27 protein-coding genes are annotated in these 26,252 nt (G+C 42.5%); 24 read left to right on the plus strand and 3 right to left on the minus strand.

From position 1 onward, the window contains the following. Positions 1–4: 4 nt before the first annotated feature. Positions 5–1,279 (plus strand): DUF2130 domain-containing protein, encoded by a 1,275-nt coding sequence (locus tag QM830_RS01380; RefSeq protein WP_023917750.1) that lies wholly within the window; start codon positions 5–7, stop codon positions 1,277–1,279. 3 nt (positions 1,280–1,282) lie between these two features. After that, entirely contained in the window at positions 1,283–2,083 is an 801-nt protein-coding gene (locus tag QM830_RS01385; RefSeq protein WP_414325266.1) for an alpha/beta fold hydrolase, read from the plus strand. Positions 2,084–2,118: 35 nt separating this feature from the next. Here the strand turns inward: QM830_RS01385 and QM830_RS01390 are convergent, their stop codons facing one another. Continuing rightward, positions 2,119–3,435: an FAD-containing oxidoreductase gene (locus QM830_RS01390; RefSeq protein WP_140813873.1), complete on the minus strand. Its 1,317-nt coding sequence runs from the start codon at positions 3,433–3,435 to the stop codon at positions 2,119–2,121. A gap of 180 nt (positions 3,436–3,615) precedes the next feature. On the opposite strand from QM830_RS01390, the gene truB reads away from it, so the two are divergent. The 18 genes from truB (at position 3,616) to QM830_RS01480 (ending at position 20,928) form a co-directional block, all read left to right on the plus strand. Further along, positions 3,616–4,512, plus strand: coding sequence for a tRNA pseudouridine(55) synthase TruB (gene truB, locus QM830_RS01395; protein ID WP_414325267.1), 897 nt, complete (start codon positions 3,616–3,618; stop codon positions 4,510–4,512). Between the two features lie 4 nt (positions 4,513–4,516). Beyond that, positions 4,517–5,437 (plus strand): bifunctional riboflavin kinase/FAD synthetase, encoded by a 921-nt coding sequence (locus QM830_RS01400; protein WP_414325269.1) that lies wholly within the window; start codon positions 4,517–4,519, stop codon positions 5,435–5,437. Between the two features lie 171 nt (positions 5,438–5,608). After that, the gene (locus tag QM830_RS01405) at positions 5,609–6,010 is read left to right on the plus strand and encodes a Spx/MgsR family RNA polymerase-binding regulatory protein (protein WP_009732658.1); all 402 of its coding nucleotides are present in this window, start codon (positions 5,609–5,611) and stop codon (positions 6,008–6,010) included. Positions 6,011–6,022: 12 nt separating this feature from the next. After that, complete coding sequence (locus tag QM830_RS01410; RefSeq protein WP_414325271.1) at positions 6,023–6,301, plus strand: UPF0223 family protein; 279 nt, start codon at positions 6,023–6,025, stop codon at positions 6,299–6,301. Continuing rightward, on the plus strand, positions 6,291–7,061 hold the full coding sequence (locus QM830_RS01415) for an inositol monophosphatase family protein (protein WP_414325272.1): 771 nt from the start codon (positions 6,291–6,293) through the stop codon (positions 7,059–7,061). The genes QM830_RS01410 and QM830_RS01415 overlap by 11 nt, the downstream gene beginning before the upstream one ends. Beyond that, the gene (locus QM830_RS01420) at positions 7,062–8,366 is read left to right on the plus strand and encodes an RsmF rRNA methyltransferase first C-terminal domain-containing protein (RefSeq protein ID WP_414325273.1); all 1,305 of its coding nucleotides are present in this window, start codon (positions 7,062–7,064) and stop codon (positions 8,364–8,366) included. A gap of 107 nt (positions 8,367–8,473) precedes the next feature. Then, on the plus strand, positions 8,474–9,340 hold the full coding sequence (locus QM830_RS01425) for a phosphate ABC transporter substrate-binding protein PstS family protein (RefSeq protein ID WP_414325274.1): 867 nt from the start codon (positions 8,474–8,476) through the stop codon (positions 9,338–9,340). Between the two features lie 16 nt (positions 9,341–9,356). Continuing rightward, positions 9,357–10,268 carry a phosphate ABC transporter permease subunit PstC gene (pstC, locus tag QM830_RS01430; RefSeq protein WP_014713132.1) on the plus strand — a complete coding sequence of 304 codons (912 nt, stop codon included), beginning with the start codon at positions 9,357–9,359 and terminating at the stop codon, positions 10,266–10,268. Beyond that, positions 10,258–11,142 (plus strand): phosphate ABC transporter permease PstA, encoded by an 885-nt coding sequence (gene pstA, locus QM830_RS01435; protein WP_009732664.1) that lies wholly within the window; start codon positions 10,258–10,260, stop codon positions 11,140–11,142. Before pstC ends, pstA begins: the two co-directional genes overlap by 11 nt. A gap of 10 nt (positions 11,143–11,152) precedes the next feature. Continuing rightward, positions 11,153–11,956, plus strand: coding sequence for a phosphate ABC transporter ATP-binding protein PstB (pstB, locus tag QM830_RS01440; protein WP_049496102.1), 804 nt, complete (start codon positions 11,153–11,155; stop codon positions 11,954–11,956). Between the two features lie 29 nt (positions 11,957–11,985). After that, positions 11,986–12,744, plus strand: a complete 759-nt coding sequence (gene pstB, locus QM830_RS01445) for a phosphate ABC transporter ATP-binding protein PstB (RefSeq protein WP_003003393.1) — start codon at positions 11,986–11,988, stop codon at positions 12,742–12,744. 12 nt (positions 12,745–12,756) lie between these two features. Then, a complete protein-coding gene (gene phoU / locus QM830_RS01450) occupies positions 12,757–13,410 on the plus strand; it encodes a phosphate signaling complex protein PhoU (protein WP_214259813.1) in 654 nt (217 codons plus the stop codon). Positions 13,411–13,538: 128 nt separating this feature from the next. Then, on the plus strand, positions 13,539–16,082 hold the full coding sequence (locus tag QM830_RS01455) for a M1 family metallopeptidase (RefSeq protein WP_414325275.1): 2,544 nt from the start codon (positions 13,539–13,541) through the stop codon (positions 16,080–16,082). Positions 16,083–16,342: 260 nt separating this feature from the next. Beyond that, complete coding sequence (locus QM830_RS01460) at positions 16,343–16,885, plus strand: hypothetical protein (RefSeq protein WP_414325276.1); 543 nt, start codon at positions 16,343–16,345, stop codon at positions 16,883–16,885. Positions 16,886–17,019: 134 nt separating this feature from the next. Continuing rightward, positions 17,020–17,700 carry a response regulator transcription factor gene (locus QM830_RS01465; RefSeq protein ID WP_009732669.1) on the plus strand — a complete coding sequence of 227 codons (681 nt, stop codon included), beginning with the start codon at positions 17,020–17,022 and terminating at the stop codon, positions 17,698–17,700. Then, positions 17,684–19,039, plus strand: a complete 1,356-nt coding sequence (locus QM830_RS01470) for a sensor histidine kinase (RefSeq protein ID WP_414325278.1) — start codon at positions 17,684–17,686, stop codon at positions 19,037–19,039. Before QM830_RS01465 ends, QM830_RS01470 begins: the two co-directional genes overlap by 17 nt. Before the next feature lie 29 nt (positions 19,040–19,068). Then, the gene (locus QM830_RS01475) at positions 19,069–19,455 is read left to right on the plus strand and encodes a VOC family protein (protein ID WP_414325280.1); all 387 of its coding nucleotides are present in this window, start codon (positions 19,069–19,071) and stop codon (positions 19,453–19,455) included. Positions 19,456–19,545: 90 nt separating this feature from the next. Beyond that, a complete protein-coding gene (locus tag QM830_RS01480) occupies positions 19,546–20,928 on the plus strand; it encodes a polysaccharide deacetylase family protein (RefSeq protein ID WP_414325282.1) in 1,383 nt (460 codons plus the stop codon). A gap of 43 nt (positions 20,929–20,971) precedes the next feature. Here the strand turns inward: QM830_RS01480 and QM830_RS01485 are convergent, their stop codons facing one another. Together QM830_RS01485 and QM830_RS01490 are read right to left on the minus strand one after the other, a co-directional pair. Further along, on the minus strand, positions 20,972–22,057 hold the full coding sequence (locus QM830_RS01485; protein WP_414325284.1) for a DEAD/DEAH box helicase: 1,086 nt from the start codon (positions 22,055–22,057) through the stop codon (positions 20,972–20,974). Further along, positions 22,054–23,034 carry a Gfo/Idh/MocA family protein gene (locus tag QM830_RS01490; RefSeq protein WP_414325285.1) on the minus strand — a complete coding sequence of 327 codons (981 nt, stop codon included), beginning with the start codon at positions 23,032–23,034 and terminating at the stop codon, positions 22,054–22,056. The genes QM830_RS01485 and QM830_RS01490 overlap by 4 nt, the downstream gene beginning before the upstream one ends. Positions 23,035–23,161: 127 nt before the next feature. Here QM830_RS01490 and QM830_RS01495 point away from each other — a divergent pair, with 127 nt between their 5' ends. From QM830_RS01495 to QM830_RS01510, 4 genes are read left to right on the plus strand one after another with little or no spacing between them, the layout of a single operon-like run. Further along, positions 23,162–23,872 (plus strand): glycosyltransferase family 2 protein, encoded by a 711-nt coding sequence (locus tag QM830_RS01495; protein ID WP_414325286.1) that lies wholly within the window; start codon positions 23,162–23,164, stop codon positions 23,870–23,872. A gap of 1 nt (position 23,873) precedes the next feature. Continuing rightward, a complete protein-coding gene (locus QM830_RS01500; RefSeq protein WP_009732676.1) occupies positions 23,874–24,203 on the plus strand; it encodes a DUF2304 domain-containing protein in 330 nt (109 codons plus the stop codon). After that, positions 24,193–25,476, plus strand: coding sequence for a lipopolysaccharide biosynthesis protein (locus QM830_RS01505; protein WP_414325288.1), 1,284 nt, complete (start codon positions 24,193–24,195; stop codon positions 25,474–25,476). The genes QM830_RS01500 and QM830_RS01505 overlap by 11 nt, the downstream gene beginning before the upstream one ends. Further along, positions 25,466–26,248, plus strand: coding sequence for a glycosyltransferase family 2 protein (locus tag QM830_RS01510; protein WP_414325289.1), 783 nt, complete (start codon positions 25,466–25,468; stop codon positions 26,246–26,248). Before QM830_RS01505 ends, QM830_RS01510 begins: the two co-directional genes overlap by 11 nt. The last annotated feature ends 4 nt before the right edge of the window (positions 26,249–26,252 follow it).

Consider the following 26,252-nt stretch of genomic DNA (forward strand, 5'->3'; position numbering starts at 1 on the left):
GGCTATGAACGAAATCAAGTGCCCCAACTGTGGGGAAGTTTTTACAGTTAATGAAAGTCAATACAGCGAGCTCTTGTCACAGGTACGTACAGCTGAGTTTGACAAGGAAATTCATGAGCGGATTCGGCAAGAGTTGGCTTTAGCTGAGCAAAAGGCCCTTAATGAGCAGCAAGAGAAGTTAGCCAAGAAGGACCAAGAAATTGCTCAGTTACAAAACCAGATTCAACAGTTTGATACTGAAAAAGAATTGGCCAAAAAAGAGGTGGAGCAAACGGCTAGCCAAAGCCTGCTAGAGAAAGAAAAAGAAGTGCAGGCACTGGAAAATCAGTTGGCTACCTTGCGCTTGGAGCATGAAAATCAGCTTCAAAAAACACTGTCTGATCTAGAGAAAGAAAGAGATCAGGTCAAAAACCAGCTTCTCTTACAAGAAAAAGAAAACGAGCTTTCTCTGACTTCTGTTAAACAAAACTATGAGGCCCAGTTAAAAGCAGCAAATGAGCAAGTTGAGTTCTATAAGAACTTCAAGGCCCAACAGTCGACCAAGGCAATCGGAGAAAGTTTAGAACAGTATGCGGAAAGTGAATTCAACAAGGTTCGCAGTTTTGCATTTCCAAATGCTTATTTTGAAAAGGACAACAAGGTCTCTGCGCGTGGGTCTAAAGGGGACTTTATCTTCCGCGAATGCGATGAAAATGGGGTAGAGATTATCTCCATTATGTTCGAGATGAAGAATGAAGCCGACGGGACCGAAAAGAAACACAAAAATGCAGACTTCTACAAAGAATTGGACAAGGATCGTCGGGAAAAAAACTGTGAGTATGCCGTTTTAGTAACCATGCTTGAGGCAGATAACGACTACTTCAACACAGGGATTGTCGATGTCAGTCATGAATACGAGAAGATGTATGTCGTTCGTCCTCAGTTCTTTATCCAAATCATCGGCCTCTTACGTAATGCCGCTCTCAACTCCCTGAAGTACAAGCAGGAATTGGCGCTTGTTCGTGAACAAAATATCGACATCACCCACTTTGAAGAAGACCTGGATGCATTTAAAGTTGCCTTTGCAAAGAACTACAATTCAGCCTCAGTCAACTTCGGTAAGGCCATCGATGAAATCGACAAGGCCATCAAACGGATGGAAGAAGTCAAGAAATTCCTGACCACATCAGAAAACCAACTCCGCCTCGCTAACAACAAGTTGGATGATGTTTCCGTTAAAAAATTGACTCGGAAGAATCCAACCATGAAGGCCAAGTTTGATGCTCTGAAAGGAGAATAATCTTTGTATTCAGCTAAGAACGCTACCTTGTCCATGAATGAGAAAACCATGGACTATGTGACCTTTGGTAAAGGAAAGAAGCCTCTCGTTATCATACCAGGCTTGGGGGATGGGGTGCAGACGGTTAAAGGTATGGCTATGCCTTTTTCAATCACATACCGTATACTTGCCAAACGTTACAAAATTTATGTTTTTTCTCGAATCAATGAGTTGAGGCAGGGCTATACGACACGAGATATGGCAGCAGATGTAGCAGAAGCAATGGAGACACTAAACCTAGATGCCGCCTATGTTATGGGGATTTCACAAGGTGGAATGATTGCTCAATGGCTAGCTGTAGATTTTCCAGAAAGGGTTCAAAGGCTCATCCTAGCTGTGACAACAGCGAAGCCTAGTCAACTTGCTAGAGAGCGAATTGAGCATTGGCAAAAGCTTAGTCAATCTGGAACTTTTAGAGACCTCATGCTGGATATCGCAAAGCACTCCTATACGCAAAAGAGCTACCAAAAGTGGCGCTTTCTTTCTAACATTATGGGGCGCTTGGGACGAATCAAAGATGAGAAACGAATTGCCATTCAGTCTCAGTCTTGCCTTACTCATGATAGCCTTGAGGTCTTAAAAGAAATTCAATGTCCGACTTTGGTTCTTGGTGCCCTCGAAGATGATGTGATTGGTGTGGATGGATCCAAGGAACTGGCAAAAGCGATTTCGGGTTGTCAGCTCCTTATTCTTAAGCATTCAGGTCATGCTCTGTATGAAGAAAATAAAGCATTTCAAGAGGCTGTCTGTGAATTCTTAAACTAAAAAAAGCTGGAATATTTCCAGCTTTTTTATGTTAGTTAAATCGCAAAGAGGTCGTTTAGGTTTTCTGCCATGGTTGGGTGGGTAAAGATTTGTTTTGCGATGTAAGTGTAAGGGATCTTGTTGTCCATGGCCATGGTGATCAGGTTGATGAGTTCACCTGCGGCTTCTCCAAAGAGAGTTGCTCCAAGGATTTCTTTGGTTTCTGGGTTAACCACAGCTTTGAAAGCACCTCGAAGGTCTGCATTGACATGGCCACGTGGCATGGCAGCAACTGGCAATTCTTTGACAGCCACTGGAAGTCCTTTGTCGCGTGCTTCTTGCTCAGTCAAGCCGACTTGGGCCAATGGAGGAGCAATGAAGAGTGTTGTCGCATAGTTTCCACGTGTTTCGAGATTGTAGCTACCATCACCTGTAAGGTAGTTGAAGACAATGCGGAAGTCATCGAGTGACATGTAAGTGAACTGAGGCCCACCATTGACATCCCCAACTGCAAAGACACCAGGGACGCTGGTTTCCAAATGACGGTTGACTTGAATCGCTCCACGATCAGTGACTTGGATGTCTGTGTTCTCAAGACCAAGACCTGCTGTATTTGGCTTGCGTCCGGTTGCGTAGAGGAGGATATCGAACTCGAAGTCTCCTTTATCGGTTACAAGGGTTAAACTAGCTTCACCATCTTTGATTTCTTGGGTATGAACGCCTTGCAAGAATTGAATGCCATCTTCTTCAAGGTAGCTTTTTGCAAGAGTTGCGATGCTTGGCTCAATCCGTGGCAAGAACGCTTCAGAAGCATCCAGTACTGTTACTTGGCTACCCAAGGTATTGTAGAGGTGGGCAAATTCCAATCCGATTGGTCCACCACCAAGGACGCCCAGGCGTTTAGGTAGGTTTTCCAAACGTTGAATACCGGTTGAATCTACAGCAAATTTGCTTTCAGCCAGTCCTGGGATTGGAAGGATAGTTGGCACCGCACCAGTATTAATAATAATGGTTTCAGCAGTCAATTCTTCCTTTTCATCTCCAGCTTGAATTTCGATGACCTTGTTGGAAAGGAAACGAGCTGTCGCATCGATAATGTCTACACCAGTTCCTGCAATAGTTGCGTAGTTCTTGCCGTTGAGACGAGTGGTGACTGCATTTTTCTCCTTCATGGCTTGCTCAAAATCCAAGCCTTTTTCTGCGGCAACAATCAAGGTCTTGGTGGGAATACAAGCGATATTGATACAAGTACCACCGTACATAGATTTGCTCTTTTCAATCAGAGCGACTTTTTTCCCTTGGCTTGATAATTTCGCTGCGAGTGTTTTACCAGCTTTACCAAATCCAATAACAATAACATCATACATTAACATATGTTACACCTTCTTTCGTCTTCTATTGTATCAAACCCATTTTAAAAAGTCTGAAATCTGCTACGGGTTTTTTTAGGAGCTCATGGGAAGGGGGAAAGAGGGACAAGAAGTCTGCTTTCATGGTATAATAAAGGGTCGGTGACCGTCATGGTCACACATGAGATAGAAAGATCAATTCAAATGGACGGAATTATTAATGTAAAAAAAGAAGCAGGCATGACTTCACATGATGTGGTCTTTAAACTGCGGAAAATCTTAGGAACCAAGAAGATTGGCCATGGAGGGACTCTGGACCCGGATGTGGTGGGGGTGCTTCCGATTGCCGTAGGAAAAGCGACCCGGATGGTTGAATTTATGCAGGATGAGGGTAAAATCTACGAGGGAGAAATCACTTTGGGATTTTCTACCACAACGGAGGATGCCAGCGGGGAAGTCGTAGAGCGGACCCCTGTAGAAGCGTCTTTAGATGTAGCAGAGGTAGACAGCAAGATAGCTCAAATGGTGGGAGAAATGGAGCAGGTCCCGCCCATGTATTCAGCGATCAAGGTTAATGGACGTAAGCTCTATGAATATGCGCGTGCAGGTGAAGAAGTGGAACGGCCGGTTCGACAGGTGACCATTTATGACTTTACGCGTACCAGTGATATTGGCTACGAGGAAGGCCTGGCCCGTTTTCGCTTCCGGGTCAAATGCAGCAAGGGGACCTATATCCGGACCTTGTCGGTGGACCTTGGTCAAAAGTTGGGTTACGCCGCCCACATGTCCTATCTGACCCGGACCAGTGCTGCCGGTTTGTCACTGGATGATGCCCTGACCCTGGAAGAGCTTGCTGAAAAAGTAGCGCAAGGAGATTTGAGCTTCCTTCATCCACTTGAGATTGGAACCGGGGATCTGGAAAAAGTAGAGCTGACAGTTGAAGAGGTTGGTGAAGTCCAAGTGGGACGCTTTATTCCAGTTGAGAGCGAAGCCAGAGAGTTAGCTGCTTTTTACCAAGGGAAATTGGTAGCTATTTTGGAAAAAAGGGAAGAACTTTACAAACCTCGCAAGGTTTTTCTGACAGAAAGTGTGTTACAATAAATTTATGAATATTCGTTTGATAACTACTGCTCATCAGATCCATGTAGACAGTGATACTGTTTTAGTCCTAGGCTATTTTGATGGCCTGCATCTGGGGCATCAAGAACTCTTTAATAAGGCCCGTCAAATGGCAGATGAAAAGGGATTGAAGGTTGCTTTGCTAACCTTTCCTGAATCTCCTAAATTAGCCTTTGTTCGCTACCGACCGGAATTACTCCTTCATTTGCAGAGCCCTGAGGATCGGTTCCAAAAATTAAAAGAACTAGGTGTTGATGAACTCTTCCTCATTGATTTTACGACTGATTTTGCTTCAAAAACAGCAAAAGAATTTGTCGAACAGTACGTGAAAGCCTTGAGAGCTCGGGTCTTAATTGCTGGATTTGATTACAGTTTTGGTTCAGATAAAAATAATGTCTCTCATTTAGCTACTTATTTTGATGGCCAGGTTGAAGTCATTCCACCTGTATTGGATCAGGGCGAAAAAATTAGCTCAACCCGCATACGACAAGATGTCATAAAAGGGCGTGTCAAGGAAGCTGCACGGTTGCTTGGTCATCCCTTGTCCAGTCGGGGAATTGTTGTCCATGGAGATGCGCGTGGCCGGACTATTGGCTATCCTACTGCCAATCTAGCACCGATTGATCGGACCTATCTACCATCTGACGGGGTCTATGTGGTTGATGTCGATTTTAAAGGGCATACCTATCGGGGCATGGCTTCTGTCGGGAAGAATATTACCTTTGATGGGAAGGAGCTTCGGTTTGAAGTCAATCTTTTTGACTTTTCAGGAGACATCTACGGCCATACGCTGACGGTTCATTGGTTGGACAAGATTCGGGAGATGATCAAATTTGATAGCATTCCCCAATTAGTGGCTCAATTAGAAGAGGACGAAGTGGTCGCACGAAAATGGACCAAGGATTAGGAGTTCTCCTAATCCTTTTTTCTAGGTTTTTTAGAAGAAAAATGGAAGTGCTTTCTGATTTCCAAAGAAATTCAGAAAAATCGACTAGAAATCAAAAAAGCGCTTTTCAAGCACCTAATTTTTTTGTATAATAGAGTTAGATAGTTATATATAAAAAAAGAAGTGAACCACATGATTACATTATTTTTATCACCGAGTTGTACATCATGTCGAAAAGCTCGGGCTTGGTTAAAAAAGCACGATGTTCCATTTAAAGAACACAATATTATGACAAGTCCTTTGAGCAAACAGGAGTTGACAAGTATATTGGCCTTGACCGAAAACGGAACAGACGACATTATTTCAACTCGTTCAAAAATTTTTCAAAAATTGGATGTTGATGTCGAAGATTTATCGATCTCAGCCTTGATTCATCTGATTGAGGAAAATCCAAGTCTCTTGAGGAGACCGATTATTTTAGATAACAAACGCATGCAGATTGGCTTTAACGAAGATGAAATTCGCGCCTTCTTGCCGCGCAGTTATCGCAAACAAGAGTTACGCTCTGCCACTCTAAGAGCAGAAATAAACTAAGAAGTATGTCGAATGCAAAAAAATTATAGTTACCCACTGGACTTATCGTGGAGCACTGAAGAGCTTGCTTCAGTGCTTTCTTTTTTCAATAAAGTCGAAGAAGCCTATGAAAGTAAGGTAGAGGCTAAAGAATACATGGATGCCTACCGGGCTTTTAAAAAGGTTGTGCCAAGTATCGGAGAAGAAAAACGACTTGGACGGGAGTTCGAAGAAGTGAGTGGTTATTCTCTCTATCGCGCGACCCAGGCTGCAAAGCAAAAAGAGGAAGGATGGTTTTCTCTTGAAGAATAAATTAGAGTATGCAAAACAGATCGTTTTGGAAGCAGGGGAGTATTTACGTCTTCATCTCAATGATTCCTTAATGATTACGAAAAAGACGGGGCCAACGGACTTGGTCACCCAAATGGACCAACAAGTTCAACAGGATTTGGTTGAAAAAATCAATCGTCGCTATCCCGAAGATCGGATTTTTGCGGAGGAAGATGGTCTTCGATCCCCGATTTCAGAAGGAGCGGTTTGGGTAATCGATCCCATTGATGGGACCAATAATTTTGTGACCCAAAAGGAAGACTTTGCGGTCATGGTAGCCTATTTTGAAGACGGGATTGGTCAGTTTGGTTTGATCTACGATGTCATGCGGGACCACCTCTTTTATGGTGGTGGGGAATTCCCAGTTTATCGCAATGAGGTTGAACTGACGCCCTTTGTGGATCAGCCTTTGGAGAACTTCCTGATTGCGTCAAATGTCGGTATGCTTGAGAAAAATGACTGGGGGATGGCCGATCTTGGAATGGATTCACTAGGAATTCGAGTCTATGGGAGTGCAGGCATTAGTTTTGCAAAAATTCTCTCAGGCGGTATTTTGGCTTACTTTAGCTATATCTGGCCATGGGACTACGCAGCAGCAGCGATCATGGGCGAACGGTTAGGATACACAGTCTTAAATCTAAATGGGGATAGCCCCAATTACCAGACAGTGGAACCCATTATGATGGTTCCAAAAGCTAAGCTAACAGAAATTCAAACCTATCTTAAGAAAGGGAGAAGTTAAATGAATTTTCCCAATGGTTTTAAAGAAAAATACCAGCATCTTCTAGGTGAGGATGCTGCTGCTTTTTTTGCGACCTTTGATCAAGAAGCGTTAGCAGCCTTTCGCACCAATCCCTTGAAAGAAGCGCAAAAAGTATTTGACGATCCCATTCCGAATACGCCTTGGGGGCACTACGGAAAGGTCTCAGGGAAATCCATCGAGCACGCAACAGGCTTGGTCTATTCGCAAGAGCCAGCAGCACAGATAGTGGCCCAAGTAGCCCACCCTAATCCTGGGATGAAGGTCTTAGACTTGGCGGCAGCTCCTGGAGGAAAGACGACCCAGCTCTTGTCTTATTTGGACAATCAGGGACTCTTGGTCTCTAATGAAATCCACAAGGGCCGCTCGAAAATTCTCGTAGAGAATGTCGAACGCTTTGGTTCTCGAAATGTGCTGGTGACCAATGAATCAGCCGATCGTCTGGCCAAAGTCTTCTCAGGCTTTTTTGATCTGATTGTACTAGACGCCCCTTGTTCAGGCGAGGGGATGTTTCGTAAGCAACCGGAGGCCATGGACTATTGGTCCATCGATTATCCTCGAGAGTGCAGTCTCCTTCAAAGAGAGATTCTAGAGGATGCTCTCAAGATGTTGGTTCCGGGTGGTTTCTTGGTTTATTCAACCTGTACTTGGGCTCCTGAGGAAAATGAAGAGATCGTATCCTGGCTTTTGGAAAACTATAATCTGGAGCTGGAAACGATCCAGAAGATCAATGGTATGGCAGAAGGCATTGACTATCCAGAAACGGCGCGCATGTATCCTCATCTCTTTAAAGGGGAGGGACAATTTGTTGCTAAGTTCCGCTATCTAGGAGAGAATCGACCTGCCAAAGTCCCTTCGAAGAAGGACCAATTATCTGCAGAACAAAAGAAATTGTGGCAGGAATTTGCTAAGAAACACTTGAAAGTCACACTGGAAGGGGTCCTCGAAACCTTTGGTGACGAGCTTTATATTGTTCCTTTAGGTTTACCAGATTTGCGCAAAGTAAAAATTGCTCGAAATGGTTTGCACCTCGGAACCTTCAAGAAAAATCGTTTTGAACCTAGTTTTGCCCTTGGTCTAGCTCTGAGACCGAGTGAAGTTAAAGAGACCGTTGCCATCACACCAGAGGACTTTGTCCATTATGTGGTGGGAGAGACCATCCAATTGAAGGAAACACATCCAAATGGTTGGTACCAGGTCCTCGTTGAAGGCAATGGTTTGGGCTTTGCCAAAGTCACTGGACAGACCCTGAAAAATTTCTATCCCAAGGGCCTACGTTTTAGGTAAAATGCTAGGCAAAGAACTGGTTCTATGATATAGTGGAAGTAAAGGTTTTTTGGAAAAAATTGACAAAAAATCGAAAGTGAAATAGTGAAATATCAAGGAGACATGATTTGAAAACGTCTAAAAAGTTAGTCTTAGGATTAGCGACGATCGCATTAGCAGGAAGCTTATCTGCTTGTGCTTCTTGGATCAATCGTGGAGAGTCTATCACAGCAGTTGGCTCGACTGCCTTACAACCTCTAGTTGAGGGAGTAGTGGACCGCTACATTGAGGAACATCCAGGTAAAATTGTGAATGTGCAAGGAGGAGGATCTGGTACAGGACTTTCTCAAGTTCAATCAGGCGCAGTTGATATCGGAAATAGTGACCTCTTTGCCGAAGAAAAATCTGGGATTGATGCTTCTAGTCTTGTCGATCACCAGGTAGCCGTAGCAGGGACAGCGATCATTGCCAATAAAAATATCTCAGTCGATAATTTGACAACTGAGCAATTGCGAAAGATTTTTACGGGTGAATATACCAACTGGAAGCAATTGGGAGGACCAAATCTTGAGATCACGATTGTGAACCGGGCTGTTGGTTCTGGTAGCCGTGCAGTCTTTGATGCCATTATCATGGATGGCAAACAACCTAAGCAGGCCCAAGAGCAAGATTCTAATGGAATGGTGAAAAATATCGTTTCCCAGACTCCAGGAGCCATCTCTTATCTGGCCTTTACCTACTTGGATAGCAGTGTCAAAACCATGAAGCTCAATGGTTATCAACCAACCAAAGCCAATGTTATCAACAATAACTGGCCAATCTGGTCTTATGAACACATGTATACCAAAGGAAAACCCAATGAGTTGTCTAAAAAATTCATTGACTACATGATGACCGATGAGATCCAGCAAAAGGTTGTTGGTAAGATGGGCTATATCCCAATCAATGATATGAAAGTCACCCGTGATTTAAAAGGGAATGTGACAAAAAAATAAAAGAATTAGGTAAAAAATGAACGAAGTAGCAAAAAAAATGCTGACGAAATCAAAAAACTCCCGCCTAGAAAAATTTGGGAAGACCATTACCTTTCTATGTATGAGTTTGATTGTTGTCGTTGTAGCCATGATTTTGATTTTTGTGGCTCAAAAAGGCTTATCGACTTTCTTTGTCAATAAAGTCAATATCTTTAGTTTTCTATTTGGGAGCTCTTGGAATCCTGCCGCAAAGGAATTCGGAGCCCTACCAATGATTCTAGGTTCCTTTATTGTAACCTTGCTTTCTGCCCTTTTGGCAACGCCATTTGCCATTGGAGCAGCTGTTTTTATGACAGAAGTTTCTCCCAAAGGAGCTCGTTTCTTGCAACCAGCGATTGAGCTTTTGGTGGGAATTCCTTCCGTTGTTTATGGATTCATTGGTCTTCAAGTCGTTGTCCCTTTCACCCGTAGTCTCTTTGGAGGGACTGGTTTTGGGATCCTCTCCGGGGTCTTTGTCCTCTTTGTTATGATCCTACCAACTGTTACCTTTATGACGACCGATAGCCTCCGAGCTGTACCCCGTCATTACCGGGAAGCTAGTATGGCCATGGGTGCGACCCGCTGGCAAACCATTTGGCATGTCACCCTCAAGGCAGCCCGCTCTGGAATCTTTACAGCAGTTGTCTTTGGTATGGCGCGTGCCTTCGGGGAAGCCTTGGCTATCCAGATGGTGGTCGGAAACTCTGCAGTGGTGCCAACCTCGCTCACAACACCAGCTTCCACCCTCACCTCTATTTTGACCATGGGAATCGGAAATACCGTCATGGGTACGGTCAATAACAATGTTCTTTGGTCACTCGCCTTGGTATTGCTCCTCATGAGTCTTGCCTTTAACAGTGTGATTAAACTGATTACGAAAGAAAGAGGTAAGAAGAACTATGCACGCTAAACGAATGGATAAAATTGCAACAGGAGTACTGTATGCTATTTCAGGGATCATCGTTGCGATTCTTGCCTCATTGATCCTTTATATCTTGGTCCGTGGCTTGCCCCATGTATCCTGGCATTTCTTGACTGGTAAATCCTCCTCTTATCAAGCAGGAGGAGGGATCGGAATTCAATTGTATAATTCCTTTTTCCTCTTAGTCATTACCTTGGTGATTTCCTTCCCACTTTCTCTTGGGGCTGGTATTTACCTTTCCGAGTACGCTAAAAAAGGGCGCTTGACCAATTTGGTTCGTACCTGTATTGAGATCTTGTCTTCCTTGCCATCGGTCGTTGTAGGTCTCTTTGGTTACTTGGTCTTTGTTGTCCAGTTCAAATATGGCTTCTCGATCATTTCAGGGGCCTTGGCCTTGACCGTCTTTAACCTTCCACAGATGACTCGTAATATCGAAGATAGCTTGCAGCACGTCCATCATACCCAGCGTGAAGCAGGTCTAGCTCTGGGCTTGTCTCGCTGGGAAACCGTGATGCATGTCGTGGTTCCTGAGGCTCTTCCAAGCATTATCACTGGGGTTGTCTTGGCCTCAGGACGGATCTTTGGGGAAGCCGCTGCCTTGATCTATACAGCAGGTCAATCAGCTCCAGCTCTCGATTGGTCAAACTGGAATATCTTTAGTGTGACGAGTCCGATTTCAATCTTCCGTCAAGCTGAAACCTTGGCTGTCCATATTTGGAAGGTTAATAGTGAAGGAACGATTCCTGACTCCATTGAAGTCTCAGCTGGTTCAGCCGCTGTTCTTTTGATCTTTATCTTGATCTTTAACTTTGGAGCTCGCAAACTCGGAAGTTACCTCCATAAAAAACTAACATCTGCTTAAAGGAGAAGAAATGTCAAAATACAATTGGGATGAGAGACACATCATTACTTTTCCTGAAGAAAAGGTGGTCCTATCGACCAAAGATTTGCATGTCTATTATGGAACGAACGAGTCCATTAAAGGCGTCGACATGCAGTTTGAAAAGAATAAGATTACAGCCTTGATCGGTCCTTCAGGATCGGGGAAATCAACCTACCTTCGTAGTTTGAACCGGATGAATGATACCATCGATATTGCGCGTGTAACGGGTGAAATTTGGTATGAAGGAATCGATGTCAATCGTCCAGATATCAATGTTTATGAAATGCGCAAGCACATTGGGATGGTGTTCCAACGGCCCAATCCTTTTGCCAAATCGATTTACAAAAATATTACCTTCCCGCATGAACGTGCTGGTGTGAAAGACAAGAAAGTCTTGGACGAATTGGTCGAAACTTCTTTGAAACAGGCAGCTCTATGGGATCAGGTCAAGGATGATCTTCATAAATCAGCTCTAACGCTTTCAGGTGGTCAACAGCAACGACTTTGTATCGCGCGGGCCATCTCTGTGAAGCCAGATATCTTACTCATGGATGAGCCAGCATCAGCACTTGACCCGATTGCGACAGCGCAATTAGAAGAAACCATGCTGGAGTTGAAGAAGGATTACACGATTGTCATCGTGACCCACAGCATGCAACAAGCAGCCCGTGCTAGTGATTATACCGGTTTCTTTTATCTTGGAAACCTCATCGAGTACGATAAGACTTCGAATATTTTCCAAAACGCGAAATTGCAATCGACCAACGATTATGTATCAGGTCACTTTGGATAAAGTAATATGACAATAAAAAGGAAAATAGAATGACAGAACCAATTTTGCAAGTCAAGGACTTGTCGGTTTATTACAATAAAAAGAAGGCTTTAAATAGTGTCTCCTTGGACTTTGCTCCAAAAGAGATTACAGCCTTGATTGGTCCTTCAGGATCAGGGAAATCTACCCTTTTAAAAGCCATTAACCGCATGGGGGACCTTAACCATGAGGTTACAACCACAGGCACCATCCTCTACAACGGTCACAATATCTACGGACCACGGACCGATACGGTCGAATTGCGTAAGGAAATCGGAATGGTCTTTCAACAGCCCAATCCCTTTCCAATGTCCATTTATGATAACGTGACCTACGGCTTGATGATTAATGGTGTCAAGGACAAGGCTGTCTTGGATGAGGCGGTTGAAACCTCACTGAAACGCGCTTCCATCTGGGATGAAGTCAAGGATCGCCTGCATGATTCAGCGATCGGACTTTCCGGTGGCCAACAGCAGCGGGTCTGTGTGGCGCGGGTCCTTGCGACCAGTCCAAAGATTATTCTTTTGGATGAACCAACTTCAGCGCTGGACCCGATTTCAGCTGGGAAGATTGAAGAAACCTTGTATGGACTAAAAGACCGCTACACCATGCTCTTGGTGACACGTTCCATGCAACAAGCGAGTCGGATTTCCGATAAAACGGCCTTTTTCTTGGATGGCGATTTGATTGAGTACAATGATACCAATGAAATGTTCTTGAACCCAGCTAAGAAAGAAACAGAAGACTATGTCTCTGGTAAATTTGGATAGGAAGAAAATAAAATGTTACGAGTTCAATTTGAAGAAGATTTAGAAAAATTGCATAACCAATTTTATGCAATGGGAAATGAAGTGTTGACCCAAATCAATCGTACGGTTCGTGCTTTCGTGACCCATGACCGGGAATTGGCCCGCCAGGTCATCGAAGATGATGCGGAGATCAACGAGTACGAAGTGAAATTAGAGCGTAAATCCTTTGAGATTATCGCGCTTCAACAGCCCGTTTCACAAGACCTTCGTGTGGTTATGACGGTCTTAAAAGCGGTCTCAGACTTAGAGCGGATGGGTGACCATGCGGTTTCAATCGCCAAAGCAACCATTCGTATGAAGGGTGAAGTCCGTATCCAATCTGTTGAGGAAGAGATCAGCAAGATGGGTCGTGAAGTTAAAGACTTTGTTGAAGCGACACTGGATGTTTACCTCAAAGGTGATGTGGATTTGGCTTATGACGTTGCTACACGGGACGAAGTGATCAACCATTACTTTGATAGCATTCAAGAATTGGCGACAGAAGAAATCCGGAAGAATCCAGAGTCCATCGTGACCGGACGGGATTATTTCCAAGTGATCAACTTCTTGGAACGTATCGGAGATTATGCAAAAAACATTTGTGAGTGGGTAGTTTACTTCGAAACAGGTAAAATTATCGAAATGTAGAATTGCTGAATCTTTTCGATCTCAGACAGGCATTCCAATGCTTGTCTTTTCTTTTATCTTGACTTTGTGATAAAATAGTTTTATGAGGGCTTTTAGTTGAAAAGCAAAGAAATTTAAAGGAGGAAATTATGCAAGCAGTTGCACATTTTGTAGAAACATTCGTTCCAGAACATTACGAAGTGTTTTTGGATTTAAGTCGTAAAACAAAGACTTTTAGTGGTCGTGTGGTCATTAAAGGTCAGGCCAAGGCGGAAAAGATCTCGCTTCACCAAAAGGATTTGACCATCGAAACAGTAGAAGTAGCCGGTCAAGCCCGTCCATTTACGGTTGATGATGCCAATGAAGCAGTCTATGTTGAACTGGAAGGAACAGGTCAAGTGACAGTTACCCTGACCTATTCTGGTAAGATCACAGACAATATGACTGGGATTTACCCATCCTACTATAGCATTGATGGCGTGAAGAAGGAAGTCCTCTCTACTCAGTTTGAGAGCCATTTTGCGCGTGAAGCTTTTCCAAGTGTGGACGAGCCTGAAGCCAAAGCAACTTTCGATCTTTCTTTGAAATTTGACCAAGAAGAAGGTGAAATTGCCCTTTCAAATATGCCTGAAATCGACGTGGAAAACCGCAAAGAAACAGGCATTTGGAAATTTGCAACGACTCCACGGATGTCTTCTTACCTCCTTGCCTTTGCTGCTGGAGATCTTCAAGGAGTGACAGCTAAGACCAAGAATGGAACCCTAGTCGGTGTCTATTCTACCAAAGCTCACCCATTAGAAAACTTGGACTTCTCATTGGATATTGCCGTTCGTGCTATTGAATTTTATGAAGACTACTATGGCGTGAAGTATCCAATCCCTCAATCCCTTCATATCGCCCTTCCAGACTTCTCTTCAGGAGCGATGGAAAACTGGGGCTTGGTAACCTACCGTGAAGTCTACCTTCTAGTAGATGAAAACTCTACGGCCCAAAGCCGTCAAACAGTAGCCTTGGTGGTGGCTCACGAATTGGCTCACCAATGGTTTGGTAACCTCGTGACCATGAAATGGTGGGATGATCTCTGGTTGAATGAAAGCTTTGCCAATATGATGGAATATGTCAGCTTGGATGCCATTGAACCAAGCTGGAATATCTTTGAAGACTTCCAAACAACTGGAGTGCCTGCTGCCTTGAAACGCGATGCTACAGATGGCGTTCAATCCGTCCATGTGGAAGTCAAACACCCTGATGAGATCAACACCCTCTTTGACCCAGCAATCGTTTACGCCAAGGGTAGCCGTCTCATGCACATGCTTCGCCGTTGGTTAGGCGATGACGCCTTCCGTAAAGGGTTGAAGATCTACTTTGAAAAACACCAATACGGCAATACTATCGGTCGTGACCTTTGGGATGCCTTGGGTCAAGCTTCCGGTCGTGATGTCGCAGCCTTTATGGATTCTTGGTTGGAGCAACCAGGATACCCTGTTGTCTCAGCTTCTGTAGAGAACGACACCTTGATCATCCGTCAAGAGCAGTTCTTCATCGGAGAAAGAGAAGAAAAAGGTCGCAAGTGGGTTGTTCCTTTGAACAGCAACTGGACCGGTATTCCAGATACTTTGGAAACAGAAGTCTTAGAAATTCCAAACTATAGTGCCTTGAAAGCGGCTAACAATGGTGCTCTTCGCTTCAATACAGAAAATACGGCTCACTATATCAGTGACTACCGTGGGGAATTGTTAGAGGACATTCTTGCTGACCTTGCTAGCTTGGATAGCACTTCGAAACTACAAGTGGTTCAAGAACGCCGTCTCTTAGCGGAAAGTGGTCAAATTTCTTATGCAAGCCTCTTGCCAGTGATTGAACACTTGACAGAAGAAAGTTCCTACTTGGTTGTTTCAGCTGTTTCGAGCGTCTTAGCTGGAATCAGTCTCTTTGTGGATGAAGGAACTGAAACAGAAGCTGCCTTCCATGAGTTGTTGAAACGCTTGAACCGTTACAACTTTGAACGCTTGGGTCTAGAAGCTAAGCCTGGTGAAACAGAAGAAGACGAAAAAGTTCGTCAGCTAATGATTGCTAATATGATCAAGGCCAATGATGAAGCTGCAAAAGCTCAAGCGAGCGCTATCTTTGAAGCGCATGCAGCTGATTTGGAAAAACTTCCAGCTGCCATCCGCTTGCAAATCTTGGTCAACCAAATCAAGCACCAGGAAACCAAGGAACTTAGTCAACAATACCTGGATACTTATGTTAAGACGGTAGATGGGAACTTTAAACGCCAGTTGGCGGCTGCACTTTCTTATACCAAGGATGAGGAAACTTTGGAAAGTCTATTGAAGGAGTGGAAGAACAAGGATGTGGTGAAACCTCAGGACTTGGCTATGAGCTGGTACTACAACTTCTTGCATGATGACTTTACCCAAGGAAGAACTTGGACTTGGGCGCGTGAAAACTGGGATTGGATCAAGAAAGCCCTCGGTGGTGATATGAGCTTTGATAAGTTTGTCATCTACCCAGCTAACTGTTTCAAGACCCGTGAACGCTTAAATGAATACAAGGCCTTCTTTGAGCCTCAATTGGATGATATGGCGATCAGCCGTAATATCAAGATGGGAATGAAGGAAATCGCGGCTCGAATCGATCTTATCGAGCGGGAGAAAGCAGCTGTTGAAGCAGCGCTTCTATCCATGAAATAAGAAAATAATCGATACAAAATTTTGATATGATACCTCTTAAGTAGACATGGTAAATAACCAAAATCTATTTAAGAGGTATTTTTATGTCTAGAAGAGAAAGATTTAGCCCATACGAGAAAGAACAGGCTAGTTTAGTTTTTTTTAAGTAAAAATTTAGGCAGGCTTAAGACTCCTACAGTATAATCGCCTTACTTAAAGGATCGAGCTCCCTTTAAAATTTAAAAGACAAGTACTTGTACACAAAGATAAAAGGTAAAAAGATGAATCAAAAAGAAACAAAACAAGTAGTCGAAACGCAAGAATCAAAAGAAAAAATGGTCGTCATAAAACGAAGTCCTAAGTGGTGGATCGGTATGGCAGCAGTTGGTGGATTGTTGGTCGGTGCTGGAAGTGGCTTTGGTGTCGGTGTCATCGCCTCTCAATCCTCCAATAACCAACAATTTTCTCAACCGGTCCAAACAGGTCAGAACCAAGGATCCAATCAGCAACAAAATAGTCAAAATGGCCATGCTTCACAAGGAAACCAGCAAAATGGTGGCCTACAGGATGGCGGTCCTCAAGTCGGTGGTCCACAAGGTGGTGGCCAAGGACATGGTGGTCCACAAGGAGGTGGTCCTGGTCAGATGCCGCAGGATGGAATTGGTGGGCCACAAGGAAATGGTCCAGAAAATGGCATGAACCAATCCGGCGGACAAGAAGAAGGGAACCAGGATTCCTCTAACAAGTCCAACAAAAAGAAAGCGAAGAATAAAAACAAGACAAGTGACAGTCAAAGTAACAAGGAAAACACGACAAACTCATAAAATAACCTTCCTCAGGCAGACTGAATTTGCTAGTAAAACAAGATTCGAAACTATAGGAAATGAAGGAAAGTCGTGTTATAATGATTAAGAATAGATTAGAAAGACTCACTCAGGAAAGAGAAGAGGAAGCCACGATGATTAAAATTCTATTGGTCGAAGATGACCTTGGTTTATCAAATTCAGTATTTGATTTTTTAGATGATTTTGCGGACGTCATGCAGGTCTTTGACGGAGAAGAAGGTCTTTACGAAGCAGAGAGCGGTATCTATGATTTGATTCTGCTGGACCTCATGCTTCCTGAAAAAGACGGATTCCATGTCTTAAAAGAGTTGCGTGAAAAAGGCGTGACAACCCCTGTTTTGATCATGACAGCTAAAGAAAGTCTGGATGACAAAGGGCATGGATTTGAGCTAGGAGCAGACGATTACCTCACCAAGCCTTTCTATCTTGAAGAGCTTAAAATGCGGATTCAAGCTCTCTTGAAGCGTTCAGGGAAGGTCAATGAAAATACCCTCAATTATGGCAATTTAAAGGTTAATTTATCCACTAATTCGACTTACGTGGACGATAAGGAAGTAGAACTTCTTGGGAAGGAATTTGATCTTTTGGTCTATTTCCTTCAAAACCAAAATGTCATCCTTCCAAAGACCCAGATCTTCGATCGTCTCTGGGGCTTTGATAGTGACACAACCATCTCAGTGGTTGAAGTCTATGTTTCAAAAATCCGTAAGAAATTAAAAGGAACAGATTTTGTTGAGAACTTGCAAACATTACGCAGTGTGGGGTATATCTTAAAAGATGTTAACAAGGATTAAGAAAACCGTCGGGGAAGATGATTTTTCCTACTTCATCCGATATTTTGGTCTCTTCACCTTGATATTCTCAGCCATGACCCTGATTATCATCCAGGTCATGCGCTCGAGTCTCTATACAACGGTCGATGAGAATCTCAAGACCCTGAGTCAGGATCCCTATTCCATTATAGCTATTGCCAACCGGGATCAGAAACAGTCTAATTCCAAAGAGGGTGATGAGCATGAGATGATGATGCCTGATCCTGATAAATCGGAACCAAAAGGAGATGTTACTTCCAATACGACTGTTGTTCTGCTGAATAAAAAATATCAAAACTTGACAACAGGAAATGGATTTTTAAACTTCAAAACCGTAACCTTTGGCCGGAAACTGCTCAACAAAGTTTCCCAGCTCCAAATTACAAATAGTTACGGAAAAAAAGAAAGTTACCGGGCTTACATGACGGATTTGGGCTTGTCTGATGACGGAGATAGCGACGTCAAGTATGCGGTCGTCATGACCAATATCAGTCAGCTAGAGCAGACCAGTGAGGAACACGAAAGCCAGATCGCACTCGTCATGATTTGCTTCTGGGGGATCTCCTTATTTGCGAGTCTCTTCCTTGCCCGTCTTAGCGTTAAGCCGCTTCTTGAGAGTATGCAAAAGCAAAAGGCTTTTGTAGAAAATGCTTCTCATGAGTTACGGACGCCTCTAGCAGTCCTTCAAAATCGCCTCGAAACGCTTTTTAGAAAGCCCGAAGCGACCATTATGGAGTCAAGCGAGAGCATTGCATCTAGCTTGGATGAAGTTCGAAATATGAAGCTCTTGACCACCAACCTTCTCAATATTGCCCGAAGGGATGACGGCTTGAAGCCAGAGATGGAAGATATTGAGCCAAGCTTTTTTGATCAGACTTTCTCGAATTTTGAGATTGTTGCTGAAGAAAATGATAAGATCTTTCGTGGAGACAATCAGGTGGACAAAGTCATTTGTTCGGATAAAACATTGCTCAAGCAGTTGATGACTATTCTCTATGACAATGCCTTGAAATACACCGATGAAGACGGTGAGATCCAGTTTGAAGTCCAGTTAAAGGACAAGAATCTCTTTCTAAGAGTGGTGGATAATGGTCCGGGGATTCGTGATGAGGATAAGAAACGAATCTTTGATCGTTTTTACCGGGTGGACAAGGCCAGAACTCGTCAGAAAGGTGGATTTGGTTTGGGGTTATCGCTTGCTAAGCAGATCGTTGAAGCCTTTAAAGGGACTATTCAAGTTAAAGATAACAAACCCAAGGGGACTATCTTTGAAGTGAAGTTATTCACTAAGACGGAAAGTCGTAAAAAAAATCGTTTATAAATTTTTAAAAAAAGAAAAGAGGAAATCTTATGACTTCAAAAATGTTGCATACTTGCCTTCGTGTAGAAAACTTGGAAAAATCAATCGCTTTTTACCAAGATGCATTTGGTTTTGAGGAAAAACGTCGGAAGGATTTCCCAGACTACAAATTCACCATTGTGTATTTGGCCTTGCCTGGGGATGACTACGAGTTAGAATTGACTTACAACTATGATCATGGTCCTTATGTCATCGGAGATGGCTATGCTCACGTAGCTTTGAGCACACCAGATTCAGAAGGTTTGCATGCAGAGCATAAGGCTAAAGGTTATGAAGTGACTGAACCAAAGGGGCTTCCAGGAACACCACCAAACTATTATTTCGTAGTAGATCCGGATGGTTATAAAGTTGAAGTTATTCGTGAGAAATCAATTTGATAATAACCAGGGCGACTGTCGCCCTCTTTTTTATGAAAACATTTACAAAAAAGGACTGTTTTTTGGAGAGAAATTTGCTATAATAAAGTTATGCGATTCAAACACACAAAAATTATTTTATTAATCCTTATAAATCTTCTTTTAGTTGGTCTTTTGTATATTGGTTACCAAAAGATTCAAAAAGCACGAGAAAACAAGGCCTATCAGGACCAATTTTCTAAGGTAACCCAGCTAGAAGTAGAGGTGGAGAAAGGAAAAAATGTTCAGATTCAAGAAGGAATAATAGGGACCTCCTATGTGACGGCTTATTATCCTACAAAAGATGGACAACCCGTTGAGATCATTAAAGAAAAGATCCAAGAAGACCTGAATCATTTAGGATCGGATGAGAAAACCAAGGAACCCAAGCATCTAACTTTCTACCATAGTGAAGGAGCAGCAGCTCCTTTTGTCGGCTATCATCCCATTCAGATCAAGCGGGCTGAGTATCAGTACAGAAAAGGAAAATTCATCAAAGATGAGACGGTGAAGCTGCCTCTCTTTTACTTGGATGATGAGAACAATCCTCTGACCCTCAGCCAGGTTTTTGCGGATCCAGATGGAGCTAAGCAGATCTTTTTGGAAGAGTTGCAAGGCAATCTAGCCTTTCGTCAGCTGGATGAAGAGAGCATTGAGAAAATGGTCGCTCATTTTGCAGAGTTAGATCTGAGCCAATGGGAATTTCAATATGAAAAAGGAAATTTCACCATTCCCTTTCCAACTGAGGTTAAGGGAGATGATACCTTTACTGTTCCCTTGTCTAAATTCTATGATGTGATTGATACTGAACGGTTGCTTTCTGAAGATTTGGCCTCCTATCATTCTTATATTGAAGAGCGTCATCGCAAGATGATTGCACTGACCTTTGATGATGGGCCGGATCCAACGACGACTCCTCAAGCTCTTTCTATCTTAAAGAAATACAATGCCAAAGCAACTTTCTTTATGGTTGGAAAAAATGTCAATGCTTACCCAGATATTGCTAAGCAAGTTCGTAAGGAAGGGCATCAGATTGGAAACCATACCTGGAATCACCCTCAATTACCAAAATTGAGCTTAGACGGTGCTAAAAAAGAGATTCTAGATACTCAAGAAGCCATCCAAAAAGCGACAGGCGTCCAAACGAAGATCATGCGTCCACCATACGGAGCAATTAATAGTGCCATCCAATACGGGGTGGACCAATCCTATATTATGTGGGATGTGGATAGTTTAGACTGGAAGAGCCACAATACAACATCCATTCTGAATGAAGTAAAAAAAGCTGTCAAACCAGGTTCGATTATCCTCATGCATGATATCCATCAAACCACGATTGATGCTCTGCCAGCACTGCTTGACTATCTCAAAGCCCAAGGCTATACCTTTGTAACGGTCGATGAATTATTGAACTATCAACTTGAAAGTCATCGCATTTATTACAATGGAAATTAACGTAAAAATCCTCTGCAGTTCCATTCACTAGCAGAGGATTTTCTTATTCATTTAAAAAGAGTTGAGAATTTTTTAAGACGATTTCACGTACAGAGGCGTATTTTTTCAAGGATTTGAGTTCTTCTGGGTGGGTGATAAAGGTGACCACGTAGCCATCACGCCCCATCCGTCCTGTCCGACCGGCACGGTGGGTATAGGTCTCCACATCACGGGGGAGATCGTAGTTAATCACACATTCGAGATGTTCAATATCAATTCCGCGTGCCACCAAATCGGTAGCAAGCAAGAGGGTTAGCTGATGGTCTTTGAAGCGTTCCAGAATGACCTTGCGGTATTTGACATTGACATCACTGGCTAGAGAAACAGCATCGATATCTCTATATTGCAGTTTTTCTTCTGCGCTTCCGAGATCGGATAAGCTATTGAAAAAAACCAAGCCACGGAAATCTTCAACATGGGCGAGTTTGCGGAGCAATTCGACCTTGTCCCGCTTATCCACTTGCATGTAAAAATGTTGGATATTATCCAAAGAAACCCCATCAACCGCAATGCGAAGGGTATTTTCTTCTAGCTGGTCTGGATCGACCTTGGCTGTAGCACTCATGTAGACATATTGATGGTCGCGGGGAGCATAGTGGCTGATCTTATCGACAAAGTGGTACTGAGAATCGCTCAGTAATTGGTCAAATTCATCTAAAATGATGGTATCTACATTCATCATTTTGATCTTTTTCAGCTTGATCAGTTCAAAGATCCGACCAGGGGTCCCAACCAGGATTTCGGGTCCTTTTTTGAGGCGTTCAATCTGACGTTTTTGACTGGATCCAGAAAGGAAGAGTTGGGTCTGGAGCCCAAGAGGCTCTGCCCATTGTTTGGTGACATCAAAAATTTGTCCCGCCAACTCCGTATTAGGAGCCAAGATCAAGAGCTGTTGGGCCTTCTTAGGTTTGACTTTGAGCAAGCTAGGAAAGAGGTAGGCCAGGGTCTTTCCCGTACCAGTGGGACTGATCCCGAGGACATTTCCGCCTTCGTAGATAGGGGAGAAGATTTGCTCCTGAATGTCAGTGAAGGTATCAAATCCAAGTGTTTCTAGCTGGTCTATCCAGCTTTGTGGAAATTGTTCTTTCATTCTTTTTTATCCTTAAATTGTATTCCAGCGCTTTGGCGCATTTGGTAGAGGGTTTCATGGACCTGCTCAGCCGTTTTTAACCACTCGAGGTAAGCCGTCTCTTTTTGCCCAGCTATGGCAAGAGCAAAGGCCTCGGCCTCTTCTTGCATGACATGACTGCAGGACTCAATAGGAAGGTCGATAACCTCTCCAGAATGGCTGACGAATTGAGCCTGGTCCATTGCAGCTACAGCATTTAGGGTCAGGGTTCCAGTCTTGGTGTAGATTTCAGCAGGGAGATGACTGGTAATGTTTTTTCCCGCCTGAATAGCAACCTGAAACTCAGGATAGATCAAGATCCCTTGCCCATAGAGATCAACTGAGTTAGGTAATTGGTGAGCGGTGTAGTGACTAGAGTCTGGCGCTCCAAAAAAGCCAATGGCCAGATAGAGGCAGTAGACTCCCAGATCCATTAGAGCGCCACCTGCATAGAGATCTGAGAAAATATTAGGCATCTCACCAGCAAGGAGGGCAGGTAACTTGGAAGAATACTTGGCAAAGGTAAAGTTGGCGCCTAGTATCTCCTGGCCTGAAAGGAAGTCTTTAACGACTTGAAAGGCAGCTTCTTGGTAATTTCTAGCAGCTTCAAAGAGAAAAACATGGTGGTCTTTAGCAAGCTTCACTAGTTCTTTCCATTCAGCAGGACTCGTCACAGCTGGTTTTTCAATGATGACATGCTTCTTGGCTAGAATAGCAAGCTTGGCCTGAGCGTAGTGAAGAGAGTTGGGGCTGGCAATGTAGACTACATCCAGTTCGCTATCTAAGAAGTCCACTAAGTCAGTGTAGCAGGAGATCGCTTCATATGGGTCACAAAAATCTCGAGCTGTCTTCATTTTTCTCGAATACAAAGCCTGCAAACGATAGTGACCCGTCTGGTGAGCCGCAATTATAAATTCATGTGAAATCCAACTCGTTCCAATAATTCCAAGCCTTAGCATCAGATGTCCTCCCGCAATCGATTCACTCTATTATACCATGAAAAGGTGGAGGGGGCAGTATAAAGTAGAAAATATGCACTGATTATTGTATAATGAAGTGATATGCATAGAAGGGAAAACAATAGGAGTGAGAAATTCAGAATTACTGATCATTATTCCAGCTTATAATGAAAGTGGAAATATTGAAAAAACAATCAAGATGATTGAAGATCATACGCCCGAATTTGATTATGTCATTATCAATGATTGTTCTACAGATCATACACTTGAAATTTGTCGCAATCATCGCTATAACGTCATTGATTTACCCATCAATTTAGGTATTGGTGGTGCTGTGCAAACAGGATATCAATACGCAGTTAAAGAAGGATACCAGTATGCGGTTCAAGTGGATGGAGATGGCCAACATAATCCTGAATTTATTAGAATGATGCTTCAAGTTCTACAAGAGAAAGATGTGAATATGGTGATTGGCTCTCGTTTCATTGAAAATCAAGGTTTCCAATCCTCATTCGCGCGGCGGATTGGAATCTCATTTTTTGAAAAATTAATCAAGGTTTTGACGGGTCAAAAGGTAACAGATCCAACTTCTGGTTTACGAGTTGCTGACCGAAAAGTGATTGAGGAATTCGCCAAGCAATATCCAAGTGATTATCCAGAACCAGAGACGATTGTATCCCTCTTGACCTCGGGTTATTCCGTTGCAGAAGTACCTGTCTTGATGAATGAACGAGAACATGGTGAATCGTCTATTACCTTAAGTAAATCAGTCTATTATATGATTAAGGTGACAATGGCTATGTTAGTGGCTAGAATAGGTGGAGGATATAAGAAATAAGATGTTAAATATTTGGTTAACCCTTATTGTAATTATTTTTATGGTTTATATTCTGCGACTAGTTGCAAAGAAAGTTGTTGAAATGAGAAATGTCATCTCTTGGCTTATTCTTTGTATCGTCTCGTTGCCAGTCATTTGGTTTCCTAATTTGATTGGACAACTTTCAAAGATGTTAGGAATTCAAGTTCCAAGCAATCTAGTCTTCTTCTTAGGTTTCTGTTTACTTGTTTATTTAAACTTCTCTTTGACTCGGATTACCTCAAAACAATCCGTTCAAATCCGACAGTTGTCTCAGAAAATTGCATTACAGGTTAAAGAGCATGAAGAATAATCAGCCTATTTCAACTGAGAAGGTATATTTTTGGAATCTGTTAGGAAACTTGGCATTCGCTGGATCATCTGTGCTATTTACATTAATCGTTACACGAATGACCTCTCCAATGGAAGCAGATTCCTTTAGTCTGGCTTATGGAATTGCTGCGATTCTTGTGGTGGTAGGAATGTTTCAGGTTCGAAGCTACCAGGGGACAGATGTCCATTATAGACATTCCTTTACAAGCTATAGTATTGCCAGAGGTCTCTCTCTCCTACTTATGGTGGCTATCTTCTTTCCTTATTTATTTATTTCGGGGATTGATCTTCATGAGAGTTCAAAAATTACCATTATCGCCTTATATGTTCTCTTTCGAATGTGTGAGGCAATTTCTGATCTTTTCCAAGGGATGTTTCAGCGTCATGAACGATTGGATATTGCTGGCAAATCAATGACGATTCGTTATTCTATTAGCACAATCCTTTTATTGGTATTTTTACTTGTCACAAAATCCTTGACCCAGTCCTTGCTTTATTTAGTCCTTTTAAATTTTATTTTTGTATTCTCTTATGATTACGTAAAATCAAAAGAATTTGAATCCATTGATATTTCAGTAAACAATCTCAAAAGGAACTTGTTCGATGCGATTGCTATTTTAAAAAATTGTATTCCTCTCTTTATTAGTGGATTTTTACTTGCTTATATTTTCAATGAACCTAGAATCGCCATTGACTCTGAAATCAGACTGGGACATTTTATTGCAGGTACACAACGGGATTATAATATTTTGTTTATGCCTGTCTTTTTTATGAGTCTCTTTATTTTAATCCTTAGACCCTTAACAACTCAGTTAGCGATCTTATGGAAGAATAAAGACTTGAAAAAATTCAATGCCATTATTAAGAAATTGTTTGTGATTGTCTTGGGAGTTGGCTTGATTTTGACTGTACTAGCCTATTTGATTGGGACTCCAATTTTAAGTCTTGTTTTTGGCTTACCTTTATATCAACATAGCAGTACGCTAGCTATCCTTGTTTTCTCTGGTATCTTGTATTCTCTTGGGATCGTTTTTGGCGATGTCATGACAGTTATTCGTAAACAAACTTATTTATTGCCTGTATATTTGTTCATGTTCATAACTTCCAAACTGACAAATGACTATTTTGTACATAGATTAGGGCTTTTGGGAGCTTCTTTAAGCTTTTTAATCGTGATGTTCGTTTATTTTAGTGGAAGTTTACTTGTTTATTTTGTTGCAAGAAAAGTAGAAAGGATGAGCTATGCTCGTTAATCAACAACACACCTGGGTGATTTGTGCTTATGGAGAGAGTGAATATTTAGATGATTGTATTCAATCCTTGAAAAAACAAACTCTCCGATCGCAGATTATTTGTTATAGTTCAACACCATTGGATTCGATCAAAGAACTTTGCCAGCGTTATGATATTCCATTTTATACGAAGCAAGGTGGGGGAATTGGCAAGGATTGGAACAATGCCCTGTCTTTTGTAGAGACAAAATATGTAACCATTGCCCATCAGGATGATTATTATGAGCCGGAATATGCTGAGAAAGTATTGGCTAAGATGGAGAAACATCCAGATGTGTTAATTGCCTATTCTGATTATTTTGAAGAAAAAGACGGCTATAAAATTCCTGCGAATACGAATCTGAAGATCAAAACCTTGATGTTAAAAACCATGAATCTTTTTCCAGCAAGTCATTTCTGGCGCAACCGTGTGATGGCTTTTGGAAATCCGATTTGTTGTCCAGCTGTAACCTATCATGTTGAAAATCTGAAGAATTTCTTTTTTGATGAAGGAATGAGAGTGAGTTTGGATTGGTACGCATGGTATAAGATCAGTGAGTATAGAGGTCGTTTTGCTTATGTATCTGATAAGCTTATGTGCCACCGTATCCATGGAGAGTCTGAAACGTCAAAAACGATTGCAGACAACACTCGAAGTAAAGAAGATCTATACATGTACGAACTCTTTTGGCCTAAATGGATGGCCAAGTTGCTAATGAGACAATATGTGAAGAGTCAACTTTCAAATAAGTAGGAGA

The sequence above is a fragment of the Streptococcus sp. OMI750 genome, assembly GCF_047463895.1.
Taxonomy (GTDB): Bacteria; Bacillota; Bacilli; order Lactobacillales; family Streptococcaceae; genus Streptococcus.